This window comes from Streptomyces sp. NPDC088157, from assembly GCF_044741545.1.
Taxonomy (GTDB): Bacteria; Actinomycetota; Actinomycetes; order Streptomycetales; family Streptomycetaceae; genus Streptomyces.
The window spans coordinates 649,125-668,941 of the sequence record NZ_JBIUSU010000005.1 but is presented as its reverse complement, the minus strand read 5'-3'; the positions used below and the strand labels follow the sequence as shown (position 1 = coordinate 668,941).

Here is a 19,817-nt window from a genome sequence, read left to right as displayed (position 1 = left end):
CCGCCAGTCGGAGACGCTCCTGACGGAGGGCTTCAGCCCTCGGCCGGCGAGAACACGACCAGGACCCGCAGGTCCTCGCTGATGTGATGGAACTTGTGGGCGACCCCGGCCGGGACGTACACCACGCTGCCACGCGCCACCTGAGTGGTCTCCAGACCGACGGTGATCGAGGCGCGCCCGCTCACGACGAAGTACACCTCGTCCTGGTTGTGCGGGTTCTGCGGATCATGTGCGCCCGCGTCGAGCGCGTACAGCCCGACCGACATGTTCCGCTCACGCAGAAACTGCAGGTACGCGCCATCGTTGGCGGCTCGTTCCGCCTCCAGTTCATCCAACCGGAATGCCTTCATCGACCTTGTCCGCCCTCGTCCGGTGCTCGTTCGCGATCTCTCTGCCACGATCAGACACATGAAGAATTTCGTAGTCAAGACGATCGCCAACGCAGGCGCCCTGGCGGTCGCCGTCTGGCTGCTCGACAAGATCACTCTGACCGGTGACAGCACGGGCAAGAAGATCGGCACCCTCATCGTCGTCGCACTGCTTTTCGGCCTGGTCAACTTCTTGGTCAAGCCGATCCTCAAGGTGCTGACCTTCCCCTTGTTCATCCTCACGCTCGGCCTGATAACCCTGGTGGTCAACGCCCTGATGCTGCTGCTGACCTCATGGCTGGCAGACAAGCTCGACCTGAGTTTCCACGTGGACGGCTTCTGGACAGCGGTGCTCGGCGGTCTGATCATCTCCGTCGTCTCCTGGGCACTCAACGTCGCCATGCCCGACGGCGATTGAGCCTGCGATGACCTACCGCGTCTGTTTCGTCTGCACCGGCAACATCTGCCGCTCGCCGATGGCCGAGTCGGTCTTTCGCGCGCGCGTGGGCGACGCCGGCCTCGACGGGTTGATCGACGTCGGCAGCGCCGGCACGGGCGACTGGCACGAGGGCGAGAACGCCGATCCGCGCGCACTCTCGGTCCTGGAGGAGCACGGATACACCCTCGCCCACACGGCCCGGCGCTTCGAGCCGTCCTGGTTCGCCCGCCTCGACCTGGTGATAGCCCTCGACTCCGGCCATCTCGAGGCCCTGCGCCTCCTCGCACCCACCGAGGAGGACGCGGCGAAGGTACGGCTGCTGCGGTCGTACGCCCGCCCGTCACCCGACCACCCCTCGACGCGTTCTCCGTTCGCCCCCGCCGGTCCGGCCGACGAGGACCTCGACGTCCCCGACCCCTACTACGGGGGCCGCAACGGCTTCGAGGAGTGCCTTGAGATGGTGGAGGAGGCGAGCACCGGCCTGCTCGCCGCCGTACGTGACGACGTGGAAGGACGAGTGGCATGAACGAATCCACCGAGGGAGAGCTCCCCGCGGGCCCCGGCGAGGGGACGCGCGCGGTGCGGGCGGGGTTGCCCGAGCCGGTGAAGCACGAGCCGACCCTCCCCGGTCCGGTGTTCGCAGCGCACTTCCACCTGCCGGGCGAGCCCACCGGCCCGTACACCTACGGCCGTGACGAGAACCCGACCTGGACCCATTTGGAACAGGCCATCGGTGAGCTCGAGGCGCCGGGCCGGGACGGCGTCGAGACGCTCGTCTTCGCTTCCGGCATGGCCGCCATCTCGTCGGTGCTGTTCTCACAGCTGCGGGCCGGGGACACCGTCGTGCTGCCCGACGACGGCTACCAGGTGCTTCCACTGGTGCGCGCGCAGTTGGAGGCCTACGGCATCGAGGTACGTACCGCGGCGACCGGCGGCGATGCCCAGCTGGACGTCCTGGACGGCGCGAAGCTGCTGTGGATCGAGACCCCGTCGAACCCCGGGCTCGACGTGTGCGACATCCGGCGGCTCGTCGAGGCGGCACACGCGCGTGGCGCCCTGGTGGCCGTGGACAACACGCTCGCCACCCCGCTCGGGCAGCGTCCGCTGGCACTCGGCGCCGACTTCTCGGTGGCCAGCGGCACCAAGCAGCTCACGGGCCACGGCGACGTCCTCCTCGGCTACGTCACCGGGCCGGCCGGTGAACCGATGACGGCCGTACGGCGCTGGCGCAAGATCGTCGGGGCGATCCCCGGGCCCATGGAGGCCTGGCTCGCGCACCGGTCGATCGCCACGCTCCAGTTGCGCGTCGAGCGGCAGAGCGCCACCGCCATGGCTGTGGCCGAGGCGCTGCGGGGGAGGCCCGAGGTGAGCGGGCTGCGGTACCCGGGGCTGCCGGACGATCCGTCGCACAAGGTCGCCTCGCAGCAGATGCGCCGCTACGGGTGCGTGATCTCCTTCACGCTGTCCACGCGCGCGCGTGCCGAGCGCTTCCTCGAGGAACTGCGGTTCGTGGAGGAGGCGACGAGCTTCGGCGGAGTGCGCTCCACGGCGGAGCGGCGCGGGCGCTGGGGCGGGGACGCGGTGCCGGAGGGCTTCATTCGGCTGTCCGTCGGTGCCGAGGATCCCGAGGACCTGGTGCCGGATGTGCTGCGGGCACTGGAGGAGTCGGCACGGTGACCGCCTCGAGGAACCCCGAGGGCGGTCCCGCCACGCACAACGGACGGTCCGAGCCTCCCCCCTCGTGGCTCGGACCGCCCTCGGTTCCGCACGCGAAGAACCGCGCGAACAAAGCTAGTTGACTCTGTGTCAGTGTCCAATCACAGTAGCGACAGAGACCTATCGACATATTTATAGTTGGGCCCTGCCCCGGAGCTGGAAGAAGGGCAGGGAAGAGGGAGGACGCTCCATGGATCTGGCCTTGCTGCGGACCTTCGTGACCGTGCACCGGGCCGGCTCCTTCACTCGCGCAGCCGCTCTGCTGGGCCTGTCCCAGCCGGCCGTCACCTCGCAGATCCGCACGCTGGAGCGGCAGCTGGGCCGTCCGCTGTTCCTGCGGCAGGCCCGCGGCGTGACGCCGACGAGCATCGGCGACGAGCTCGCCCACAAGGCCGCGCCCCATCTCGACGCCCTGGTGGAGATCGCCGAGACCGGCCTCGACGACGACTCCACCGGGCGGACACTGCACCTCGCCGGGCCCCCCGAGTTCACCGCCGAGCGGGCCCTTCCCGCCCTCACCGAGCTGGCCGGCGGCGACGGACAGGGGTTCGCCCTGCGTGCCTCCTTCGGAAACGCCGAGGAGGTCCTGGAGGGCCTGTCCGCCGGGCACCACGACCTGGCCATCAGTACGGCCCGACCGCGCGGGGCACTGCTCACGGCCACTCCGCTGTGCGACGAGGAGCACGTCCTGGTCGCCGCCCCGCAGTGGGACGAGCGCATCGACTCCGGGAAGCTGTGCCGCAAGGGCGCTTCCGCGCTGGAGAACCTCCCGGTCGTCGAGGTCCACGAGTCGCTGCCCCTGGTCTCCCGCTACTGGGCCTCCGTCTTCGACTCCCGCCCCGCCGCCTCGGGCACCGTCATCGTTCCCGACCTGCGCGCGGTCCTCGCGTGTGCTGTCGCGGGCGCCGGTCTGGCGGTCCTGCCCCGCTATCTGTGCGCTGCCGCTCTCGAACGCGGTGAAGTCGTCGAGCTGCACGAGCCGGCCGTGCCACCGCTACGGACCTACGTCCTGGTGGTGCGCACCGGAACGCTGGCGATGCCGCATGTCGCGCGGGCCCACGAGTGGCTGCTGGGGGCGGCCGCCGCTTGGTACTGACCCCTGTTTTCGATCGGTTGCGCGGAATGATCTCGTCCGGGGACATCTCGCGATGTTTCACGTGGAACCAGCGGGGCCACATTTCTCCCATGACCGTCCGACCCGTGGTCAAGCGCACCGCACGAGCCGTCCTGCTGGACGGCGACAACCTGATCCTGATCAAGCGCACCAAGCCCGGTGTGGATCCCTACTGGGTCACGCCCGGCGGTGGGGTCGAACCGGATGACTCGACCGTGGTGGACGCCCTGCACCGCGAGGTGTACGAGGAGCTCGGCGCCAAGATCGCTGACGTGGTGCCCTGCTTCGTCGACACCGTCGAGCACATCGGTGCGGACGGGGGTTCGACCGGCGTAAAGGTGCAGCACTTCTTCGTCTGCCGTCTGGAGTCGATGGACCCGGCCCTGCGGCACGGCCCCGAGATCGAGGAACCCGCCGGCGAGTACGAAATCGTCCGCGTGCCGTTCACTCGGGTCGGGATCGCCTCCGTCCACCTCGTGCCACTGTCTCTGCGGCACTATCTCGACGGCAACATCGAGGGCGTCCGCGCCATGCACGCTCCGGACCTCGGCTGAGGCCCGGAGCCCGGTCACCGGGTGCTCCACGGACTGTCTGCGGGGCTCCGGACCTCAGCTCCCGGCAGCGACCAGTTCCTCGACCGAGTCATGGCGTATGCGCTCCGAGGGGATGCCGACGCCCCGCAGGGCATCCACCCCGCTGCGGATCATGCCGGGTGGACCGGAGACATAGGCGTCGTACCCGGCCCAGGGCCCGAAGGCGCGTATCGCGTCAGGCAGCTGGAGCCGACCGTGCCGGTCGACCACCGGGCGGACCTCCAGCCAGGGGTGCGACCGCTGGAGCCTGAGCAGCGTGTCGATGTCGTACAGGTCGAGGTCGCTGCGCGCGCCGTAGAGCACCTCGACCGGACGCCGCGTGCCGTGCTCGGCGACGTCCTCGACCAGCGCCTTGATGGGGGCTATGCCGGTTCCGCCGCCCAGGCAGACCAGTCCGCTGTCCCTGGTGTGGTCGACGGTCATCGAACCGGCCGGCGGACCGAGTCGAACGACGTCACCGGGCCGGGCCCGGTGCACCAGAGCGTTGGAGACCCAGCCCGCGGGGACGGCCTTCACGTGGAACGCCAGCAGGCCGTCGGAACGGGGAGCCGAGGCGAAGGAGTAGTGCCGCCAGATCCGTGGCCACCACGGCGTCTCCAGGCTCGCGTACTGCCCGGCGCGGAAGGGGTAGGGCTGGTCCGCGCGGACGGTGAGGACCGCCACGTCCGGCGTTCTGAGGTCGCGCGTGACGACCTCCGCGTACCACCAGGCCGGTGCGCGCAGCTCGTCCACGGCCGCTGCGTCGATCATGACCTGGGAGATCGAGGTGTACGTCCGGACCCAGGCGGCCTCCGTATCGGCGTTCCACACCGTGCCCGCGTACTTGCTCAGCGCGCCGATGAGGCACTCGCCGACCGCCGGATAGTGCTCGGCCCGGGTCCCGTACTTGCGGTGACCACGGCCGAGGTTCTGGAGGTATTCGACGAGGACCGGGCGATTGTCGATGTGTTCGGCGGCGGTGAGCAGTGCCTTGAGAAGCCGGTCCCGTTGGGCGTCCATCGCGGGCGGGAAGAGCGAGCGCAGCTCGGGGTGGCGGACGAAGAGCAACGCGTAGAAGTACGACGTGACCTTGTCGGCCACCGGGGCCACCTCGGCCATGGTCCGCCGGACGAGGACGGCGTCCGGCGACGCGTCCCTGACCGGCGCCGACCGCCGAACGGGCACCAGCGAATCGACGGGCGAGGCCGATAACCGCTGCAGGGACGAACCGGATTCGGCCGGCGCGCTCTGCCGGAGGGACGCGGGCGCTTCTGCGGGTGCCTGCGGCTCGACGGACGCCTGAGGCCGCGTGGGTGTCTCGGAGGGTGTCTGCTGCTGGACGCGTACCCGAGGCTCTACGAGTACCTGAGGCTCCGCGCGGCCCTGAGCGGCGGCGGGCGCCTCGGGCGGGGCCGCCGGTCCGGGCGGGGCGGCTGTGCCGGGCCGCCCGGACGGGGGCATCTCGACCGGGCGCTGGGCCTCGATGAGGGATTCCGGCCAGGCCGGTGGTTGGGGCAGGGCGCTCTCAGGAGCGGCCGCCGTCACGTCTGGGGCCGCCTGCTCCGGCTGTATTCGGCGCCCTGTGTCCCTGCTGCCGTCCTGGGGCACACCCTCCTGGGAGTCGACCGTGTGCCGCCCCACCGGCCGCAGCGCTGCCAGACGACGGCCCTCTGAAGCCCCTTGCTCACCCCGCGGCACCGGCTCCGGCTCCGGTTGTTTGCGCGGTGTGAACCATCCGTCCCCGCCGCCGGACGTGCCGTTGTCGGCCGACCTGCTGGTCGGAGCGTCCATGGTGTGCCTCGCCTCGAACATATTTCGGTCGGTCTGCGCACTTACTGGATCGAAAGGTGCCTGCTTCCCCGCAGACGGCTTGTTCTTCCGTTCGGTTCCACCACCGAGACAGCCGCGGTCCATCCGCATCCCCTCTGCGCACGCGCACATGAGGCGCGTGCGTGAAAGAGGGCGCCAATCTCACGCAGCATCCCATCCTGTACGGGCACCTCGGCCACATGACCGCAAATGCGGTTCTTCGATCACTCCGTCCTGTTAGGCTGCATTGCCCTGTTCTCGGCTCGCGCGGAATGTGTACACCACACCTCGCGCACTTCGTCCCGGAAGAGAACCGGAGTCGACCATACCGGGCGCCGCCCGCCCCACGATTGCCCCCTCCCGGCCCCGGGCCGCGCTGGGCACACGAGCTGCAGGTTCCTTCAATCAGCTGTCGCAGCGCACCAGTTCATAGGCCTCCCACAGGTCCCGCCCCACATAGGAGTGGGTCGCGAGGCCCGACAGATGAAGGTCCGAGTTGACCGCCACGGAGACGGGAACGGTCGCGAACAGATCCTTGTCGGAGAGCGAATCTCCATACGCCACACAGTCGTCCCGGGACACTCCGAACTCCGCGCACAGCCGGTCGGCGATCAGCACCTTGGCCGCCGCGCTCATCACTCCCGCCGGGTCCACGGGCTCGGTGAAAGGGAGCACCGGAAAACGGGATCCATAGGTCGCATGGGCGCCCCACCCGGTGAGTCTCTCCACGAAGAAGGAAGGCGAGAGCGACACGACGGCGCAGTACTCCCCGCTGCGTCTGATCTCCGCCCAGACATCACGGATGCGTGTCAGCCACGGTGCGCCTTCGAACGCCGCCGTCACATGCTCCTCAGTGAGTTGCGTCCAGAGGTCGCACACCCGCGTCGCGTACTCCGGCGGCCCGATCAGCCCCGCCGAGATCGACTGCTCAAGAACCATCGTCTCGGCTTCCAGGCCGAGTTGACGTGAGATCTCCAACGGCGCTGAGGTCCCGTGCAGGAGTGTGCCGTCAAGGTCGAAGAGGTGAAGTCTCGCCATGACCCGAGGCTAACGGGGAGCCTTGTCACCTCTCCGAGAGTCCTTCTCCCACACTGCCGTCCGCCGCTGTTTCACGTGAAACAGCGCCTCGCTGCCGACGCGTTGTGCGTGCGCTACAGGATGGCCAAAAGCACGTACGTCCGGGGGAAACAGGTGGACGCCGACGGCACCGGTCGGACAGCCTGACCCGCGTGCCGACTCCTTCCCTCGCCGCTCTCCCCGTCCGTCGTCTGACGCACCGCGATCTCACCGCCTGCGCCGACCTGTCCGAGGACCGGGGGTGGCCGCGCGAGGAGCACAAGTGGGGCTTCCTCCTCTCGGCCGGAACGGGTTACGGCATCGACGACCCCGACGGGGGACTCGTCAGCGCGTGCGTCGTCACCGCGTACGGCCCGCCCGGGCGCCCCGCCCTCGGCGCCATCGGCATGGTGCTGGTCGCCGAGCGGCATGCCCGGCAGGGCATCGGCCGGCGGCTGATGCGGCATGTCGTCACCCTGATGGGCACCACCCCGCTGACCCTGCACGCCACGCCGAACGGCCGTCCGCTCTACGAGGAGCTGGGCTTCAAGACCATCGGCCGGGCGGAAATGGTGCGTGGGCGTTTCACGCCGGGAGAACCCTCCTCGCAGGTCGTCACCCGCGCGGCCACGGCCGAGGACCTCACCGCGATCCTCCGGCTCGACGAGGAGGTCTTCGGGAGCGATCGCACGCACGTGATCACCCGCCTCCCCGCCTTCGCGGACCGGTTGCGGGTCGCCGAGGACGAGGGCCGGATCACCGGCTACGCGGCCGCATGGCCCAACATGGACACGCAGGTCGTGGGTCCGCTGATCGCGAGGGACACGGAGACTGCGAAGGCCCTGCTGGCCTCCCTCGCCGCCCACACCGACCGGCCGCTGCGCACCGACATCGACGTACGGCACGAGGAACTGCTGACGTGGGTGAAGGCACGGGGCCTGCAATCCGTCGCGTTCAACGCCGTGATGGCCCACGGGATCGCGGAGTTGCCGGGCGACTGGCGCCGCCGGTTCGCTCCACTGACCGTGGCGGCCGGCTGAAGCCGGGAGACACGGAAGAACGCCGGTTCCCTCGACTCGATGGTCGGGACCGGCGTTCTTCGCGCACTCGCCGGGTCAGGCGAGCGTCTCCACGGCGGCCGTGGCGAAGCCGTGGTCCTGCTCCGGGGAGCCGCCCCCGACCCCGATCGCGCCGATCAGGCGGCCGTCTCGACGCACCGGCACACCCCCGGCAATGAACAGCAGCGGCCGGTCGAGCGCCGTGGGCAGGGTGTGGAAGAGGCCGCCGGGCTGCACGGCATCGACGAGGTCGGCGGTGGGGGCGTTCAGCTGAAGTGCCGTGTACGCCTTGCGCGTGCTCGTCTCCCCGGAGATCAGTACGGCCCGGTCATCGCGCCGGAACGCCAGCAGATGGCCACCCGCGTCCAGGACGGTGACGCTGACCGTGACGCCGTCTGCCTCGGCGGCACGGCAGGCGGCCGTGACGAGGGCTTCGGCGTCATGGATGGTCAGGGGCACGACGGTGGTGGTGCTCATGAGGGGGACTTCTCCTTGCGGGATTGACGGGTTGACGGGTTGACGGGGTTCCGGCTTCGCGGGTCGTATCGGCTTCGCAGGCCGTATCGGCTTCGCAGGCCGTTTCGAAGTGGTGAGTCATCGGGATCGGTGTGGTCGAGGTCGCCGCGGAGGACGGTCGGGCGCCGGTCACCCCGCCCGGGCAGCCCCGGCCCAGCGGGGTGACCGGCGGGATTCACCGCTGGACGGCCGTCTGGCGCTCGGTGGGCTTGCCGCCGCCGACGGGGGCGCTGGGGGCGCCGGCAACAGCGGCGGTGTCGTCGCGGCGCTCCAGCGCGGACGAGACGAGGGCGAGGAGCAGGGCTCCCGCGGCAAGGGCGGCGCCGACCCAGTTCGGGGCGGTGTAGCCCAGCCCGGCGGCGATGACGAGACCGCCGAGCCAGGCGGACAGCGCGTTGCCGAGGTTGAAGGCGCCGATGTTGACCGCCGACGCCAGCGTCGGCGCACCGTGGGCCTGGTCCAGGACGCGCTTCTGCAGCGGCGGAACGGTGGCGAAGCCCAGGGCGCCGATCAGGAGGATCGTGACGGCCGCCAGGACCTTGTTGTGGGCGGTCAGCGTGAAGAGCGCCAGAACGACCGCCAGGGCTCCCAGAGAGACGTACAGCATCGGCATCAGCGCGCGGTCGGCGTACCTGCCGCCCACGAGGTTGCCGCCGACCATGCCGAGCCCGAAGAGGACCAGCAGCCAGGTGACGGATCCGTCAGCGAAGCCGGCGACGTGGGTCATCATCGGCGCGATGTAGGTGATGGCCGCGAAGACGCCGCCGAAGCCGAGGACGGTCATCGCCATGGCGAGCAGCACCTGGGCGTTCTTGAAGGCGGCCAGCTCGTGCCGCAGGCGCACATCCTCGGCCCGGGGCAGTTCGGGCACGAGCTTGGCGATGCCGGCCAGGCCCACGACGCCGAGCGCGGCGACGATGGCGAAGGTGACGCGCCAGCCGACGCTCTGTCCGACGAGGGTGCCCAGCGGTACGCCCACGACGTTGGCGACGGTGAGTCCGGTGAACATCATCGCGATGGCCCCGGCCTTCTTCTGTGGGGCGACCAGATCCGCGGCGACGACCGAGCCGATACCGAAGAACGCGCCGTGTGCGAGCGAGGCGACCACACGGCCGATCAGCATGACGGCGAACGACGGGGCGACGGCGGAGAGCAGGTTGCCGACGATGAACAGACCCATCAGCAGCATCAGCATCCGCTTGCGGGAGACCTTCGTGCCGAGGACGGTCATCAGCGGCGCGCCGAACATGACACCGAGCGCGTAGCCGGTCACGAGGAAGCCTGCTGTGGGGATCGAGACACCGAAGTCACCCGCGACCTCGGGCAGCAGGCCCATGATCACGAACTCGGTGGTTCCGATTCCGAAGGCCCCGATCGCGAGGGCCAGAAGCGCGAGAGGCATGGGGGTAGTACCTTCCAGACAATTGCAGATGCGCTTAGCGTGCGTCCACAATAGTTGCAGACGCGGGTTATAGGCAAGCGCCGTCTATTGCATGCTTGCCCTATCCTGGTGACAGCCGCTCCGGGACGGAGGAGAACCCGCATGACTGCGACGGACCCCGCACTCACCGCTCTCGCCCAGGGCTGGTGCGCGCTCTCCCTGCTGCACGGGAGGATCGAGGCCCACATCGAGCGCGCACTCCAGGCCCGGCACGACCTGAGCGTGCGCGAGTACTCCCTGCTCGACGTGCTCAGCCGGCAGCACGACGGCGACGGGGGACATCTCCAGATGAAGCAGGTGGCCGACGCGGTCGTCCTCAGCCAGAGTGCGACAACCCGGCTGGTGACCCGGCTCGAGGACCGGGGACTGCTCGAGCGCTACCTGTGCCCCACCGACCGCCGTGGCATCTACACCAACGTCACCGAGGCCGGTCTGGAACTGCTCGCCGAAGCCCGTCCCACCAACGACGCCGCCCTGCGCGAGGCACTCGACGAAGCCGCCAGAAACGCTGAACTGGCCCCGCTGGTACGGGTCGTGGAGTCACTGAAGACACCCGCCGCTACGGGAGCCTAGGGTTGGGGCATGGGAGATCTTGAAATACGGGCCGCCGTCGCCGAGGACATCCCCGCAGTCGTCGCCATGCTCGCGGATGACCCCCTGGGTGCGCAGCGCGAGTCACCGGACGATCTCAGCCCTTACCTGGCCGCACTGGAACGACTCAGCGCCGACCCGAACCAGCGTGTCGTCGTCGCCGTCCGCGAGGGACGTGTCGTCGGCACACTCCAGCTGACGATCGTCCCGGGCCTGTCGCGCCGTGGTTCGACCAGGTCGATCATCGAAGGCGTGCGGGTACACGCCGATGAGCGCGGCAGCGGTCTGGGCTCCCGGTTCATCGAGTGGGCGATCGAGGAATCACGGCGCGAGAACTGCCAGTTGGTGCAGCTGACCTCCGACAACGCCCGTACCGACGCCCACCGCTTCTACGAGCGTCTCGGCTTCGTCGCCTCCCACGTGGGCTTCAAGCTGCAACTCTGAAGGCTCCGGTGCGGGGCACTCGGCCCGGCCCGTCCGGTGGTTCCCAAAAGAGAAGCGCCTTGTTTCACGTGAAACAGAGCGCTCCCTCCTGGTGGGCGGCTAGCGGATGCCCCGCCACCCCTCCGGGTCGACACCACCAGGCACGGCAGCCCCCTCCTCGTACGGCTGACGGGTGAACACGAAAGACCCGAGGTCCAGGTGGTCCACGCTCCCGTCCGGCCGTCGTACGGCCCGCAGGAGCTCTCCGGCGTAATAGCCCTCCAGGCCGGTCCAGGTGCCGTCCCCGTTCGGCCGGAACCGGGAGCTTCGGCCCCCGCCGGACAGCGGCCCCAGGGAGACCAGCCCGTCGGCCGTCACCCGCAGGGCAACGGGGCTGGTCCCCCAATGCCACTGGCCCGCCAACTCCAGAACTGCCGGGTCCACCTCGCGAAGCGGGCGCCACGGCTCGGGAATCCGCGGTTCCGCCTCGGCGACGATGCGTACGAGATCCGCGGCCACCTGGGATGTCAGAAGCCCGGACGTGCAGTTGGCGAGCACCACGGCGGCGACGTCGTCCGCCACACCGATGGTGAGGGTGGCCAGGAATCCCGGAACCGAACCGGAGTGGCCCACGAGCAAGCGGCCCTCCCGGTGCTGGATCTGTAGCCCCAGTCCATAGGCGGCACCGTCCGCCACATCCGTCAGCCCGGCCGGAGCCGCGGGCGTCCACATCTCGCGCAGGGTATCCGCGCCCAGTACGCGGTCGTCGCCCCGCGCCAGGAAGGCGGCGAATCGCGCCAGGTCGCCGGACGTCGACCAGAGCTGGCCCGCCGGAGCCATCCCTCCGAAGTCCTCGGCGGGCTCGGGGAGCAGCACGTCGGCCCAGGGATGCACCGCCCAGCCACCCGCGGCCGGAGCCTGCGATCGCATGGTTGTGCGATCAAGGTCCAGAGGTTCGAGCACTTCTCGCCGCAGTACCTCGTCCCAGGGCGCACCGCGGAGCTCTTCCACGAGGGCGCCCAGAAGCGCGTAGCCGGGGTTCGAATAGTGGTGACGACGGCCGACCGGATGCGGAGCGGCCCGGTCGCCCAGGATGTCGGCGAGCTCGGGCCGCAGCGAGCCCGGGGTCCGCTCCCACCACGGCCCGGGCGGCTCGGCCGCCAACCCGCCGGTATGGGCGAGCAGTTCGGCCACCGTGGCCTCTCCCGCACCGGTTCCGGGCAGGTACTTCTCCAACGGGTCCGCGAGGTCGAGCACTCCCTCGTCGCGCAGCCTCAGCACGAGCACGGCGGTGAAGGTCTTGGTGATCGAGCCGATCCGGTACTGCACGTTCTCGTCCGGTGCGTGGCCGTCGACCGAGGTCCGCGCGCCGTGCCACACGGCCCGCCCGTCCCGTACGACCGCGGCGACGAGCGACGGAGCCCGCCCTTCGGCCTGGGCCACGGCGATCCGGTGCAGCAGCGCCCGCCGGGTGCCGGGCAGCAGCTCTTCCTGAGGTGTCGTCATGGGCTCAGTCCACCCGTCCGCGCGGCCGGCGTCGAGCTCATTTCGCCCAGGGCGCGGATCAGGTCTGCGCCATGTCCACGAAGCGCGAGTAGTGGCCCTGGAAGGCGACGGTGATCGTGGCTGTCGGGCCGTTACGGTGCTTGCCCACGATGATGTCCGCCTCGCCGGCGCGCGGAGACTCCTTCTCGTAGGCGTCCTCACGATGCAGCAGGATCACCATGTCGGCGTCCTGCTCGATGGAGCCCGACTCACGCAGGTCGGACACCATCGGCTTCTTGTCCGTGCGCTGCTCGGGGCCACGGTTGAGCTGCGAGAGCGCGATCACCGGGACCTCGAGCTCCTTGGCCAGCAGTTTGAGGTTACGGGACATGTCCGAGACCTCCTGCTGACGGCTTTCGGAGCGCTTGGAACCACCGGCCTGCATCAGCTGGAGATAGTCGATGATCACGAGCTTGATGTCGTTGCGCTGTTTCAGTCGGCGGCACTTCGCGCGGATCTCCATCATCGACAGGTTCGGGGAGTCGTCGATGTACAGCGGTGCGGAGGAGACCTCGGGCATCCGGCGTGCCAGACGGGTCCAGTCCTCGTCCGTCATGGTGCCGGAACGCATGTGGTGCAGGGCGACGCGGGCTTCGGCGGACAGCAGGCGCATCGCGATCTCGTTGCGCCCCATTTCCAGGGAGAAGATGACGCTCGGCAGGTTGTGCTTGATCGACGCCGCGCGCGCGAAGTCCAGCGCGAGCGTCGACTTGCCCATGGCGGGACGGGCCGCGATGACGATCATCTGGCCCGGGTGCAGACCGTTGGTGAGCGAGTCGAGGTCCGTGAAGCCGGTGGGCACACCCGTCATCTCGCCGCTGCGCGAACCGATCGCCTCGATCTCGTCGAGGGCGCCCTCCATGATGTCGCCGAGCGGGAGGTAGTCCTCGCTGGTGCGCTGCTCGGTGACGGCGTAGATCTCGGCCTGGGCGCGGTTGACGATCTCGTCGACGTCGTCGTCGCCCGCGTACCCCATCTGCGTGATGCGGGTGCCGGCCTCGACCAGGCGGCGCAGCACGGCCCGCTCGTGGACGATCTCCGCGTAGTACTCGGCGTTTGCGGCCGTCGGCACCGTCTGGACGAGCGTGTGGAGATAGGACGCGCCACCGACCTTGTTGATCTCGCCGCGCTTGGTGAGTTCCGCGGCGATCGTGATGGGGTCGGCAGGCTCGCCCTTGGCATAGACGTCGAGGACCGCCTGGTAGATCGTCTCGTGGGCGGGCTTGTAGAAGTCGTGGCCCTTGAGGACCTCCACCACGTCGGCGATGGCGTCCTTGGACAGGAGCATGCCGCCGAGGACGGACTGCTCGGCGTCGAGGTCCTGTGGCGGTACCCGCTCGAAGGCGGTGCCACCGCCTTCCCACTCACCACTGTCCCGGCCGCGATCGTGCTGTTCGTCACGGCCGCGCCCCCCGTCTCCACGCCGGCGGGCTGGAGGGAGACGATCGCTGGGCCCGCTGTCGGCCCACGGGTCGTCCAAGGGCTCGGAAATGCTCACCGAGCCACCTCCTCCCGTCCGCGCCGAGCGGACCTCGCCATGCCTTCTTTCTACGGCACGGCACTGACAATTGAGAGCGCCAACTCCGGTTGTGACGCGTCGGTTTTATGATGGTTTCGTCGGCCGACGGACGGAGCACACGCCGGACCACGGTAGGCCCGTGGGCACCGTCAGCCAATCTGGTTATCCACAGGCCATGTGGACGACGGCCCCGATGCTGTGGAGAACTCCGCAAAACCTGTGCACGACCCGGTGGACAGCCTTGTGAACAAGCCCTCTTCTTTTCTTGCTCAGAGCCCCTGACCTGCACCTTCTCCATCCACCGGCTGTGCAGAAGAAAAAGTTGCCCGGTCGGACCAAGATCTCTTCGAACGGCACACGAGAGGATGTGCGGCGCGAGCGAGAGTAAGGGTCACAAGCTGATTGCATCTCTTACCTGTGGACGATTAGATTGGTGGTCATGACACAGGCTCCCGCGCCCCTCAGGGCCGCCCGGCGACAGCACGATCGAGAGATCGTGGCACTGGCCGTCCCGGCCTTCGGCGCGCTTGTCGCCGAGCCGCTCTTCGTCATGGCCGACAGCGCGATCGTCGGCCATCTGGGCACCGCCCAACTGGCCGGACTCGGAGTCGCCTCAGCACTTCTGACGACAGCCGTCAGCGTCTTCGTCTTCCTCGCTTACGCGACCACAGCCGCCGTCGCGCGTCGCGTGGGCGCCGGCGACCTGCCGGCAGCCATCCGCCAGGGCATGGACGGCATCTGGCTGGCCCTCCTGCTCGGTGCCGCTGTGATCATGGCCGTTCTGCCGACCTCTCCGGCGCTTGTGGACCTCTTCGGCGCTTCGGACACGGCCGCTCCGTACGCGTCGACGTATCTGCGCATCTCGGCACTCGGCATCCCGGCCATGCTCGTCGTTCTGGCCGCGACCGGTGTTCTGCGCGGGCTCCAGGACACGAGGACACCGCTCTACGTCGCGGTCGGGGGATTCGTCGCCAACGCCATCCTGAACGTCGGCCTCGTCTACGGCGCGGATCTCGGCATCGCCGGTTCTGCCTGGGGCACCGTGATCGCCCAGTGGGGCATGGCCGTGGTCTACCTCGCGGTGGTGATCCGAGGAGCCCGGCGTCATGGCGCGTCTCTGCGGCCCGACGCCGTAGGCATCAGGGCGTCCGCCCAGGCCGGGGCTCCGCTGCTGGTCCGCACGCTCTCACTGAGGGCGATTCTGTTGATCGCCACCGCCGTGGCCGCCCGTCTCGGAGACGACGACATCGCGGCGCACCAGATCGCCCTGGGCTTGTGGAGTCTGCTGGCCTTCGCTCTCGACGCCATCGCCATCGCCGGGCAGGCCATCATCGGACGCTATCTCGGTGCGGACGACGCACAGGGCGCCCGTGACGTCTGCCGGCGCATGGTCGAGTGGGGCATCGCCGTAGGTATGGTGCTCGGCCTGCTGGTCGTGATCGCCCGACCACTGTTCCTGCCGCTCTTCACCGGCGACCCTGCCGTGAAGGAGGCAGCGCTGCCCGCCCTTCTCGTGGTGGCGCTCTCCCAGCCCATCTGCGGAATCGTCTTCGTGCTGGACGGTGTACTGATGGGTGCAGGAGACGGCCCCTACCTCGCCTGGGCCATGGTGCTCACCCTGGCGGTCTTCACCCCGGTGGCCCTGCTGGTGCCGGTCCTCGGTGGCGGCCTCACCGCGGTTTGGGGAGCCATGACACTGATGATGACGGTCCGAATGGTGACTCTCTGGCTGCGGGCCCGATCCGGCCGATGGGTCATCACCGGCGCTACACGTTGACCGTTTCACGTGAAACCGACGCCGCACGAAACAGCGCGACGTATGAAACAACCGGTGCCTGAACCGGCGTTTCACGTGAAACAAGCAAACAGAAGGGACCGCACCCAGCGGGTGCGGCCCCTTCTCAGCTCTTCAAGCCGAGCGCAGCGATCAGGCCGCGACGACCTCGATGTTGACCTTGGCGGCAACCTCGGGGTGCAGACGCACGGACGTCTCGTGGGCGCCCAGGGTCTTGATCGCCGAGCCGAGCTCAATGCGGCGCTTGTCGACCTCGGGGCCACCGGCAGCCTTGATCGCCGAAGCGATGTCGGCCGGAGTGACGGAACCGAAGAGACGACCGGCGTCGCCGGAGCGCACGGCCAGACGGACCTTCACGCCCTCGAGCCGGGCCTTCACAGCGTTGGCCTGCTCGATGGTCTGGATCTCGTGGATCTTGCGAGCACGACGGATCTGCTCGACGTCCTTCTCGCCACCCTTGGTCCAGCGGATAGCGAAATTCCGCGGGATCAGGTAGTTGCGAGCGTAGCCGTCCTTGACGTCGACGACCTCGCCGGCGGCACCGAGGCCGGAGACCTCGTGGGTGAGGATGATCTTCATTTGTCGGTCACCCTTCCCTTATCGCGCCTGGGCGGTGTACGGCAGCAGCGCCATCTCACGGCTGTTCTTGACGGCCGTGGCGACGTCACGCTGGTGCTGCGTGCAGTTGCCGGTCACGCGGCGGGCACGGATCTTGCCGCGGTCGGAAATGAACTTCCGCAGCATGTTCGTGTCCTTGTAGTCCACGTACGTGACCTTGTCCTTGCAGAAAGCGCAGACCTTTTTCTTAGGCTTGCGCACAGGCGGCTTCGCCATGGTGTTTCTCCTGTGTGATCAAGAAGTTGGGATTCGACCCACCCTCGACCCGTTCGGGCCCGGAAACCCGGACCCGAAGGGCCCTAGAAGGGGGGTTCGTCCGAGTAGCCGCCACCGGCACCGCCGCTGCCGGAGTTTCCACCCCAGCCGCCGCCACCACCGCTACCGCCCTGGTTGCCACCGGCGGGAGCGCCGGTCGCCCACGGGTCCTCGGCGGGAGTGCCGCCGCCCTGCTGGCCACCGCCGGAGCTTCCGCCCCAGCCGCCGCCGGCCTGGCCGCCACCGCCACCGCCGCCACCGCTGTAGCCACCCTGGCCACCGCGGCCGGAGGCCTTGGTGACCTTGGCCGTGGCACTGCGCAGACTGGCGCCGACTTCCTCGACGTCCAGCTCGTAGACCGTGCGCTTGACGCCCTCACGGTCCTCGTAGGACCGCTGCTTCAGCCGGCCCTGCACGATGACGCGCATGCCTCGCTGGAGCGACTCCGCGACGTTCTCCGCCGCCTGACGCCAGACCGAGCAGGTCAGGAACAGGCTCTCGCCGTCCTTCCACTCGTTCGTCTGCCGGTCGAAGGTGCGGGGAGTGGACGCGACACGGAACTTCGCGACCGCCGCACCGGAGGGGGTGAAGCGCAGCTCGGGGTCGTCGACAAGATTGCCGACGACCGTGATGACGGTCTCGCCTGCCATGGGGGAACCTCTCGGCGGGTTTGCTGCTGGCTGCTTGTGCTGCTACTCAGAATCCCGAGATCAGCTGAGCTGGAGAGCTCAGTGGGTCTCGGGACGGAGGACCTTGGTCCGGAGGACCGACTCGTTCAGGTTCATCTGGCGGTCGAGCTCCTTGACGACCGCAGGCTCGGCCTGCAGGTCGATGACCGAGTAGATGCCCTCGGGCTTCTTCTTGATCTCGTACGAGAGACGACGACGGCCCCAGGTGTCGACCTTCTCCACCTTGCCGTTGCCCTCACGGACGACGGAGAGGAAGTTCTCGATCAGCGGGGAGACAGCGCGCTCTTCGAGATCGGGGTCGAGGATGACCATCACTTCGTAGTGACGCATGTGGAACCCACCTCCTTTGGACTCAGCGGCCACGGTCGATCCGTGGCAGGAGGGTTGTGATGCGTACGCAACGGTATCGGCCGCCACTGACAATCGGGGGTCGGCTGGCGACTTCCCCGCTTTGAGCTGGACGGACTCCCTGGCAATGCCTGGGCAGACACCGGTGCAGACGGTACAGACTACCTGCACACACGCTTCCGGTTGAAATCCGGCGTGGATGACCGTCACTCTGTACACGTCGGGTGTGTATGGCGCTACGATGCGCCGCCTTCCGCAGGAGGTGCCACATGGCACAGGCATTGCGACCCAATACCGCCGGATCTCTCTTCGCCACCGACGGCAAAACCCATCCGTTCCAGGACACCCTGCTCGCGGTGACGCTGGTGCTCGGTGTGACTGCCTTCGTCACATCGTTCTTCCACAGCCTTCATCTGCTCAGCTCCTGGGCCGGCCTGGTGGGAATCCTGACCGGCGCGTACGGACAGTGGATCTCCGAGACCACCCGTGAGCGCTTCGGTCTGATCGTGGGTCTCGGTGCCGCAGGCGTCGGCTTCTTCATCGGCATGGCCCACGGCGGCCTCTTCGGCGGAGTCTGGTGACCTAGAGCGCCGCCGGAGCCCGCACCACGGGCCCCGCCCGCGCCGAAAGACACGTAGGACACCTACGAATCCGGACGGAACGCCCCGGCCGCGCACGGGCCGGGGCGCAGGTTCCGTACGCCCAGTCAGGCCGCTCGCCAGGCGCAGTAGGCTTCGGCGCGAGAGCCGGAGCCCCTGTACCCATGGGGACACACCAGCCCGAGGAGCGCCCCGAATGAGCCTGACCCTGAGGACGATCAGCCGCGAGCAGCATCTGGCATACATCCAGAGCCTGCCGTCGGCGAGCCACATGCAGGTTCCGGCCTGGGCCGATGTCAAGGCCGAATGGCGTTCGGAGAGCCTCGGCTGGTTCGACGAGCGGACCGGTGAGCTGGTCGGCGCGGGCCTCGTCCTCTACCGCCAACTGCCCAAGATCAAGCGCTACCTGGCGTACCTTCCCGAGGGTCCGGTCATCAACTGGTACGCGCCGAATCTGGCCGACTGGCTGGAACCGATGCTCGCGCACCTCAAGCAACAGGGCGCCTTCTCGGTGAAGATGGGTCCGCCGGTGATCATCCGCCGCTGGGAGGCCGTCTCCATCAAGGCGGGCATCCAGAACCCGGACGTGAAGAGACTGCGCGACATCGAGGCCGACTTCATCGAGCCGCGCGCCTTCGAGGTGGCCGACAAGCTGCGCCGCATGGGCTGGCAGCAGGGCGAGGACGGCGGCGCCGGCTTCGGCGACGTCCAGCCGCGCTACGTCTATCAGGTGCCGCTGGCGAACCGTTCCCTTGAAGAGGTCCACAAGAACTTCAACCAGCTGTGGCGTCGCAACATCAAGAAGGCCGAGAAGGCCGGCGTCGAGGTCGTCCAGGGCGGTTACCACGACCTCGAGGAGTGGCAGCGGCTGTACGAGATCACGGCCGTGCGGGACCACTTCCGGCCGCGCCCGCTCTCCTACTTCCAGCGCATGTGGTCCGCCCTCAACACCGAGGACCCCAACCGCATGCGGCTGTACTTCGCCCGCCACAACGGTGTGAACCTCTCGGCGGCGACGATGCTGATCGTCGGCGGGCACGTCTGGTACTCCTACGGCGCGTCCGACAACATCGGCCGGGAGTTCCGTCCCTCGAACGCGATGCAGTGGCGGATGCTGCGTGACGCCTACGCGCTCGGCGCGACCGTCTACGACCTGCGTGGCATCTCCGACTCCCTGGACGAGACCGACCACCTCTTCGGCCTGATCCAGTTCAAGGTCGGCACGGGCGGACAGGCCGCGGAGTACCTCGGCGAGTGGGACTTCCCGCTGAACAAGCTGCTCCACAAGGCCCTCGACATCTACATGTCGCGCCGCTGACGTCACGTTCAGTGATTCCATACCTCTG

At 68.7% G+C, this 19,817-nt stretch carries 22 protein-coding genes; 11 read left to right on the top strand and 11 right to left on the bottom strand.

From position 1 onward, the window contains the following. Positions 1-32: 32 nt before the first annotated feature. On the bottom strand, positions 33-350 hold the full coding sequence (locus tag ACIPFH_RS23140) for a cupin domain-containing protein (protein WP_020130690.1): 318 nt from the start codon (positions 348-350) through the stop codon (positions 33-35). 58 nt (positions 351-408) lie between these two features. Between ACIPFH_RS23140 and ACIPFH_RS23135 the strand changes: the two genes are divergently transcribed. The 5 genes from ACIPFH_RS23135 to ACIPFH_RS23115 all read left to right on the top strand — a co-directional run bounded on the left by ACIPFH_RS23135 (position 409) and on the right by ACIPFH_RS23115 (position 4,191). After that, positions 409-786 carry a phage holin family protein gene (locus tag ACIPFH_RS23135; RefSeq protein WP_401828909.1) on the top strand — a complete coding sequence of 126 codons (378 nt, stop codon included), beginning with the start codon at positions 409-411 and terminating at the stop codon, positions 784-786. Positions 787-793: 7 nt separating this feature from the next. Further along, positions 794-1,333 carry a low molecular weight protein-tyrosine-phosphatase gene (locus ACIPFH_RS23130; protein WP_401828907.1) on the top strand — a complete coding sequence of 180 codons (540 nt, stop codon included), beginning with the start codon at positions 794-796 and terminating at the stop codon, positions 1,331-1,333. Then, positions 1,330-2,484 carry a cystathionine gamma-lyase gene (locus tag ACIPFH_RS23125; protein WP_401828906.1) on the top strand — a complete coding sequence of 385 codons (1,155 nt, stop codon included), beginning with the start codon at positions 1,330-1,332 and terminating at the stop codon, positions 2,482-2,484. The genes ACIPFH_RS23130 and ACIPFH_RS23125 overlap by 4 nt, the downstream gene beginning before the upstream one ends. Positions 2,485-2,713: 229 nt before the next feature. Then, complete coding sequence (locus tag ACIPFH_RS23120; protein WP_401828903.1) at positions 2,714-3,619, top strand: LysR family transcriptional regulator; 906 nt, start codon at positions 2,714-2,716, stop codon at positions 3,617-3,619. 89 nt (positions 3,620-3,708) lie between these two features. Continuing rightward, positions 3,709-4,191, top strand: coding sequence for an NUDIX hydrolase (locus ACIPFH_RS23115; protein ID WP_356246855.1), 483 nt, complete (start codon positions 3,709-3,711; stop codon positions 4,189-4,191). Positions 4,192-4,245: 54 nt separating this feature from the next. Here ACIPFH_RS23115 and ACIPFH_RS23110 read toward each other — a convergent pair whose 3' ends face one another. Continuing rightward, positions 4,246-6,021, bottom strand: a complete 1,776-nt coding sequence (locus ACIPFH_RS23110) for a globin domain-containing protein (protein WP_401828900.1) — start codon at positions 6,019-6,021, stop codon at positions 4,246-4,248. A 402-nt stretch (positions 6,022-6,423) separates the two neighbouring features. Continuing rightward, entirely contained in the window at positions 6,424-7,056 is a 633-nt protein-coding gene (locus ACIPFH_RS23105) for an HAD family hydrolase (protein WP_401828898.1), read from the bottom strand. A gap of 191 nt (positions 7,057-7,247) precedes the next feature. Here ACIPFH_RS23105 and ACIPFH_RS23100 point away from each other — a divergent pair, with 191 nt between their 5' ends. Beyond that, positions 7,248-8,114 carry a GNAT family N-acetyltransferase gene (locus ACIPFH_RS23100; protein ID WP_401828896.1) on the top strand — a complete coding sequence of 289 codons (867 nt, stop codon included), beginning with the start codon at positions 7,248-7,250 and terminating at the stop codon, positions 8,112-8,114. Positions 8,115-8,189: 75 nt separating this feature from the next. On the opposite strand, the gene ACIPFH_RS23095 is transcribed toward ACIPFH_RS23100, so the two are convergent. Both ACIPFH_RS23095 and ACIPFH_RS23090 read right to left on the bottom strand, forming a co-directional pair. Further along, entirely contained in the window at positions 8,190-8,609 is a 420-nt protein-coding gene (locus tag ACIPFH_RS23095; protein ID WP_401828894.1) for a heme-binding protein, read from the bottom strand. Positions 8,610-8,823: 214 nt separating this feature from the next. Next, positions 8,824-10,050 (bottom strand): MFS transporter, encoded by a 1,227-nt coding sequence (locus ACIPFH_RS23090; RefSeq protein ID WP_401828893.1) that lies wholly within the window; start codon positions 10,048-10,050, stop codon positions 8,824-8,826. 141 nt (positions 10,051-10,191) lie between these two features. Between ACIPFH_RS23090 and ACIPFH_RS23085 the strand changes: the two genes are divergently transcribed. Both ACIPFH_RS23085 and ACIPFH_RS23080 read left to right on the top strand, forming a co-directional pair. Continuing rightward, on the top strand, positions 10,192-10,662 hold the full coding sequence (locus ACIPFH_RS23085) for a MarR family winged helix-turn-helix transcriptional regulator (protein ID WP_401828891.1): 471 nt from the start codon (positions 10,192-10,194) through the stop codon (positions 10,660-10,662). A 9-nt stretch (positions 10,663-10,671) separates the two neighbouring features. Next, on the top strand, positions 10,672-11,124 hold the full coding sequence (locus ACIPFH_RS23080; RefSeq protein WP_401828888.1) for a GNAT family N-acetyltransferase: 453 nt from the start codon (positions 10,672-10,674) through the stop codon (positions 11,122-11,124). Between the two features lie 99 nt (positions 11,125-11,223). Here the strand turns inward: ACIPFH_RS23080 and ACIPFH_RS23075 are convergent, their stop codons facing one another. Next, positions 11,224-12,609, bottom strand: coding sequence for a serine hydrolase domain-containing protein (locus tag ACIPFH_RS23075; protein ID WP_401828886.1), 1,386 nt, complete (start codon positions 12,607-12,609; stop codon positions 11,224-11,226). Positions 12,610-12,667: 58 nt separating this feature from the next. Further along, positions 12,668-14,146 (bottom strand): replicative DNA helicase, encoded by a 1,479-nt coding sequence (gene dnaB / locus ACIPFH_RS23070; RefSeq protein ID WP_328480943.1) that lies wholly within the window; start codon positions 14,144-14,146, stop codon positions 12,668-12,670. Positions 14,147-14,591: 445 nt separating this feature from the next. Here dnaB and ACIPFH_RS23065 point away from each other — a divergent pair, with 445 nt between their 5' ends. Continuing rightward, the gene (locus ACIPFH_RS23065) at positions 14,592-15,944 is read left to right on the top strand and encodes an MATE family efflux transporter (RefSeq protein ID WP_401829241.1); all 1,353 of its coding nucleotides are present in this window, start codon (positions 14,592-14,594) and stop codon (positions 15,942-15,944) included. A gap of 150 nt (positions 15,945-16,094) precedes the next feature. Here the strand turns inward: ACIPFH_RS23065 and rplI are convergent, their stop codons facing one another. The 4 genes from rplI to rpsF form a co-directional block, all read right to left on the bottom strand. Continuing rightward, positions 16,095-16,541, bottom strand: coding sequence for a 50S ribosomal protein L9 (gene rplI, locus ACIPFH_RS23060; protein ID WP_328480941.1), 447 nt, complete (start codon positions 16,539-16,541; stop codon positions 16,095-16,097). Between the two features lie 18 nt (positions 16,542-16,559). Then, the gene (gene rpsR, locus ACIPFH_RS23055; protein ID WP_020130672.1) at positions 16,560-16,796 is read right to left on the bottom strand and encodes a 30S ribosomal protein S18; all 237 of its coding nucleotides are present in this window, start codon (positions 16,794-16,796) and stop codon (positions 16,560-16,562) included. Between the two features lie 83 nt (positions 16,797-16,879). After that, on the bottom strand, positions 16,880-17,485 hold the full coding sequence (locus ACIPFH_RS23050; protein ID WP_401828884.1) for a single-stranded DNA-binding protein: 606 nt from the start codon (positions 17,483-17,485) through the stop codon (positions 16,880-16,882). A 78-nt stretch (positions 17,486-17,563) separates the two neighbouring features. Next, a complete protein-coding gene (gene rpsF, locus ACIPFH_RS23045) occupies positions 17,564-17,854 on the bottom strand; it encodes a 30S ribosomal protein S6 (RefSeq protein ID WP_006604399.1) in 291 nt (96 codons plus the stop codon). A 287-nt stretch (positions 17,855-18,141) separates the two neighbouring features. Here rpsF and ACIPFH_RS23040 point away from each other — a divergent pair, with 287 nt between their 5' ends. Beyond that, positions 18,142-18,453 (top strand): hypothetical protein, encoded by a 312-nt coding sequence (locus ACIPFH_RS23040; RefSeq protein ID WP_356246834.1) that lies wholly within the window; start codon positions 18,142-18,144, stop codon positions 18,451-18,453. Between the two features lie 214 nt (positions 18,454-18,667). Then, positions 18,668-19,789 (top strand): peptidoglycan bridge formation glycyltransferase FemX, encoded by a 1,122-nt coding sequence (gene femX, locus ACIPFH_RS23035; protein WP_356246832.1) that lies wholly within the window; start codon positions 18,668-18,670, stop codon positions 19,787-19,789. Positions 19,790-19,817 lie beyond the last annotated feature (28 nt).

Coding starts and splice junctions, on each gene's coding strand:
- rpsF (WP_006604399.1), bottom strand. CDS start 17,854: ATGCGTCACTACGAAGTGATGGTCATCCTCGACCCCGATCTCGAAGAG.
- ACIPFH_RS23130 (WP_401828907.1), top strand. CDS start 794: ATGACCTACCGCGTCTGTTTCGTCTGCACCGGCAACATCTGCCGCTCG.
- ACIPFH_RS23050 (WP_401828884.1), bottom strand. CDS start 17,485: ATGGCAGGCGAGACCGTCATCACGGTCGTCGGCAATCTTGTCGACGAC.
- femX (WP_356246832.1), top strand. CDS start 18,668: ATGAGCCTGACCCTGAGGACGATCAGCCGCGAGCAGCATCTGGCATAC.
- ACIPFH_RS23085 (WP_401828891.1), top strand. CDS start 10,192: ATGACTGCGACGGACCCCGCACTCACCGCTCTCGCCCAGGGCTGGTGC.
- ACIPFH_RS23040 (WP_356246834.1), top strand. CDS start 18,142: ATGGCACAGGCATTGCGACCCAATACCGCCGGATCTCTCTTCGCCACC.
- ACIPFH_RS23115 (WP_356246855.1), top strand. CDS start 3,709: ATGACCGTCCGACCCGTGGTCAAGCGCACCGCACGAGCCGTCCTGCTG.
- ACIPFH_RS23140 (WP_020130690.1), bottom strand. CDS start 350: ATGAAGGCATTCCGGTTGGATGAACTGGAGGCGGAACGAGCCGCCAAC.
- ACIPFH_RS23080 (WP_401828888.1), top strand. CDS start 10,672: ATGGGAGATCTTGAAATACGGGCCGCCGTCGCCGAGGACATCCCCGCA.
- rplI (WP_328480941.1), bottom strand. CDS start 16,541: ATGAAGATCATCCTCACCCACGAGGTCTCCGGCCTCGGTGCCGCCGGC.
- ACIPFH_RS23135 (WP_401828909.1), top strand. CDS start 409: ATGAAGAATTTCGTAGTCAAGACGATCGCCAACGCAGGCGCCCTGGCG.
- ACIPFH_RS23120 (WP_401828903.1), top strand. CDS start 2,714: ATGGATCTGGCCTTGCTGCGGACCTTCGTGACCGTGCACCGGGCCGGC.
- ACIPFH_RS23095 (WP_401828894.1), bottom strand. CDS start 8,609: ATGAGCACCACCACCGTCGTGCCCCTGACCATCCATGACGCCGAAGCC.
- rpsR (WP_020130672.1), bottom strand. CDS start 16,796: ATGGCGAAGCCGCCTGTGCGCAAGCCTAAGAAAAAGGTCTGCGCTTTC.
- ACIPFH_RS23105 (WP_401828898.1), bottom strand. CDS start 7,056: ATGGCGAGACTTCACCTCTTCGACCTTGACGGCACACTCCTGCACGGG.
- ACIPFH_RS23090 (WP_401828893.1), bottom strand. CDS start 10,050: ATGCCTCTCGCGCTTCTGGCCCTCGCGATCGGGGCCTTCGGAATCGGA.
- ACIPFH_RS23110 (WP_401828900.1), bottom strand. CDS start 6,021: ATGTTCGAGGCGAGGCACACCATGGACGCTCCGACCAGCAGGTCGGCC.
- ACIPFH_RS23075 (WP_401828886.1), bottom strand. CDS start 12,609: ATGACGACACCTCAGGAAGAGCTGCTGCCCGGCACCCGGCGGGCGCTG.
- ACIPFH_RS23125 (WP_401828906.1), top strand. CDS start 1,330: ATGAACGAATCCACCGAGGGAGAGCTCCCCGCGGGCCCCGGCGAGGGG.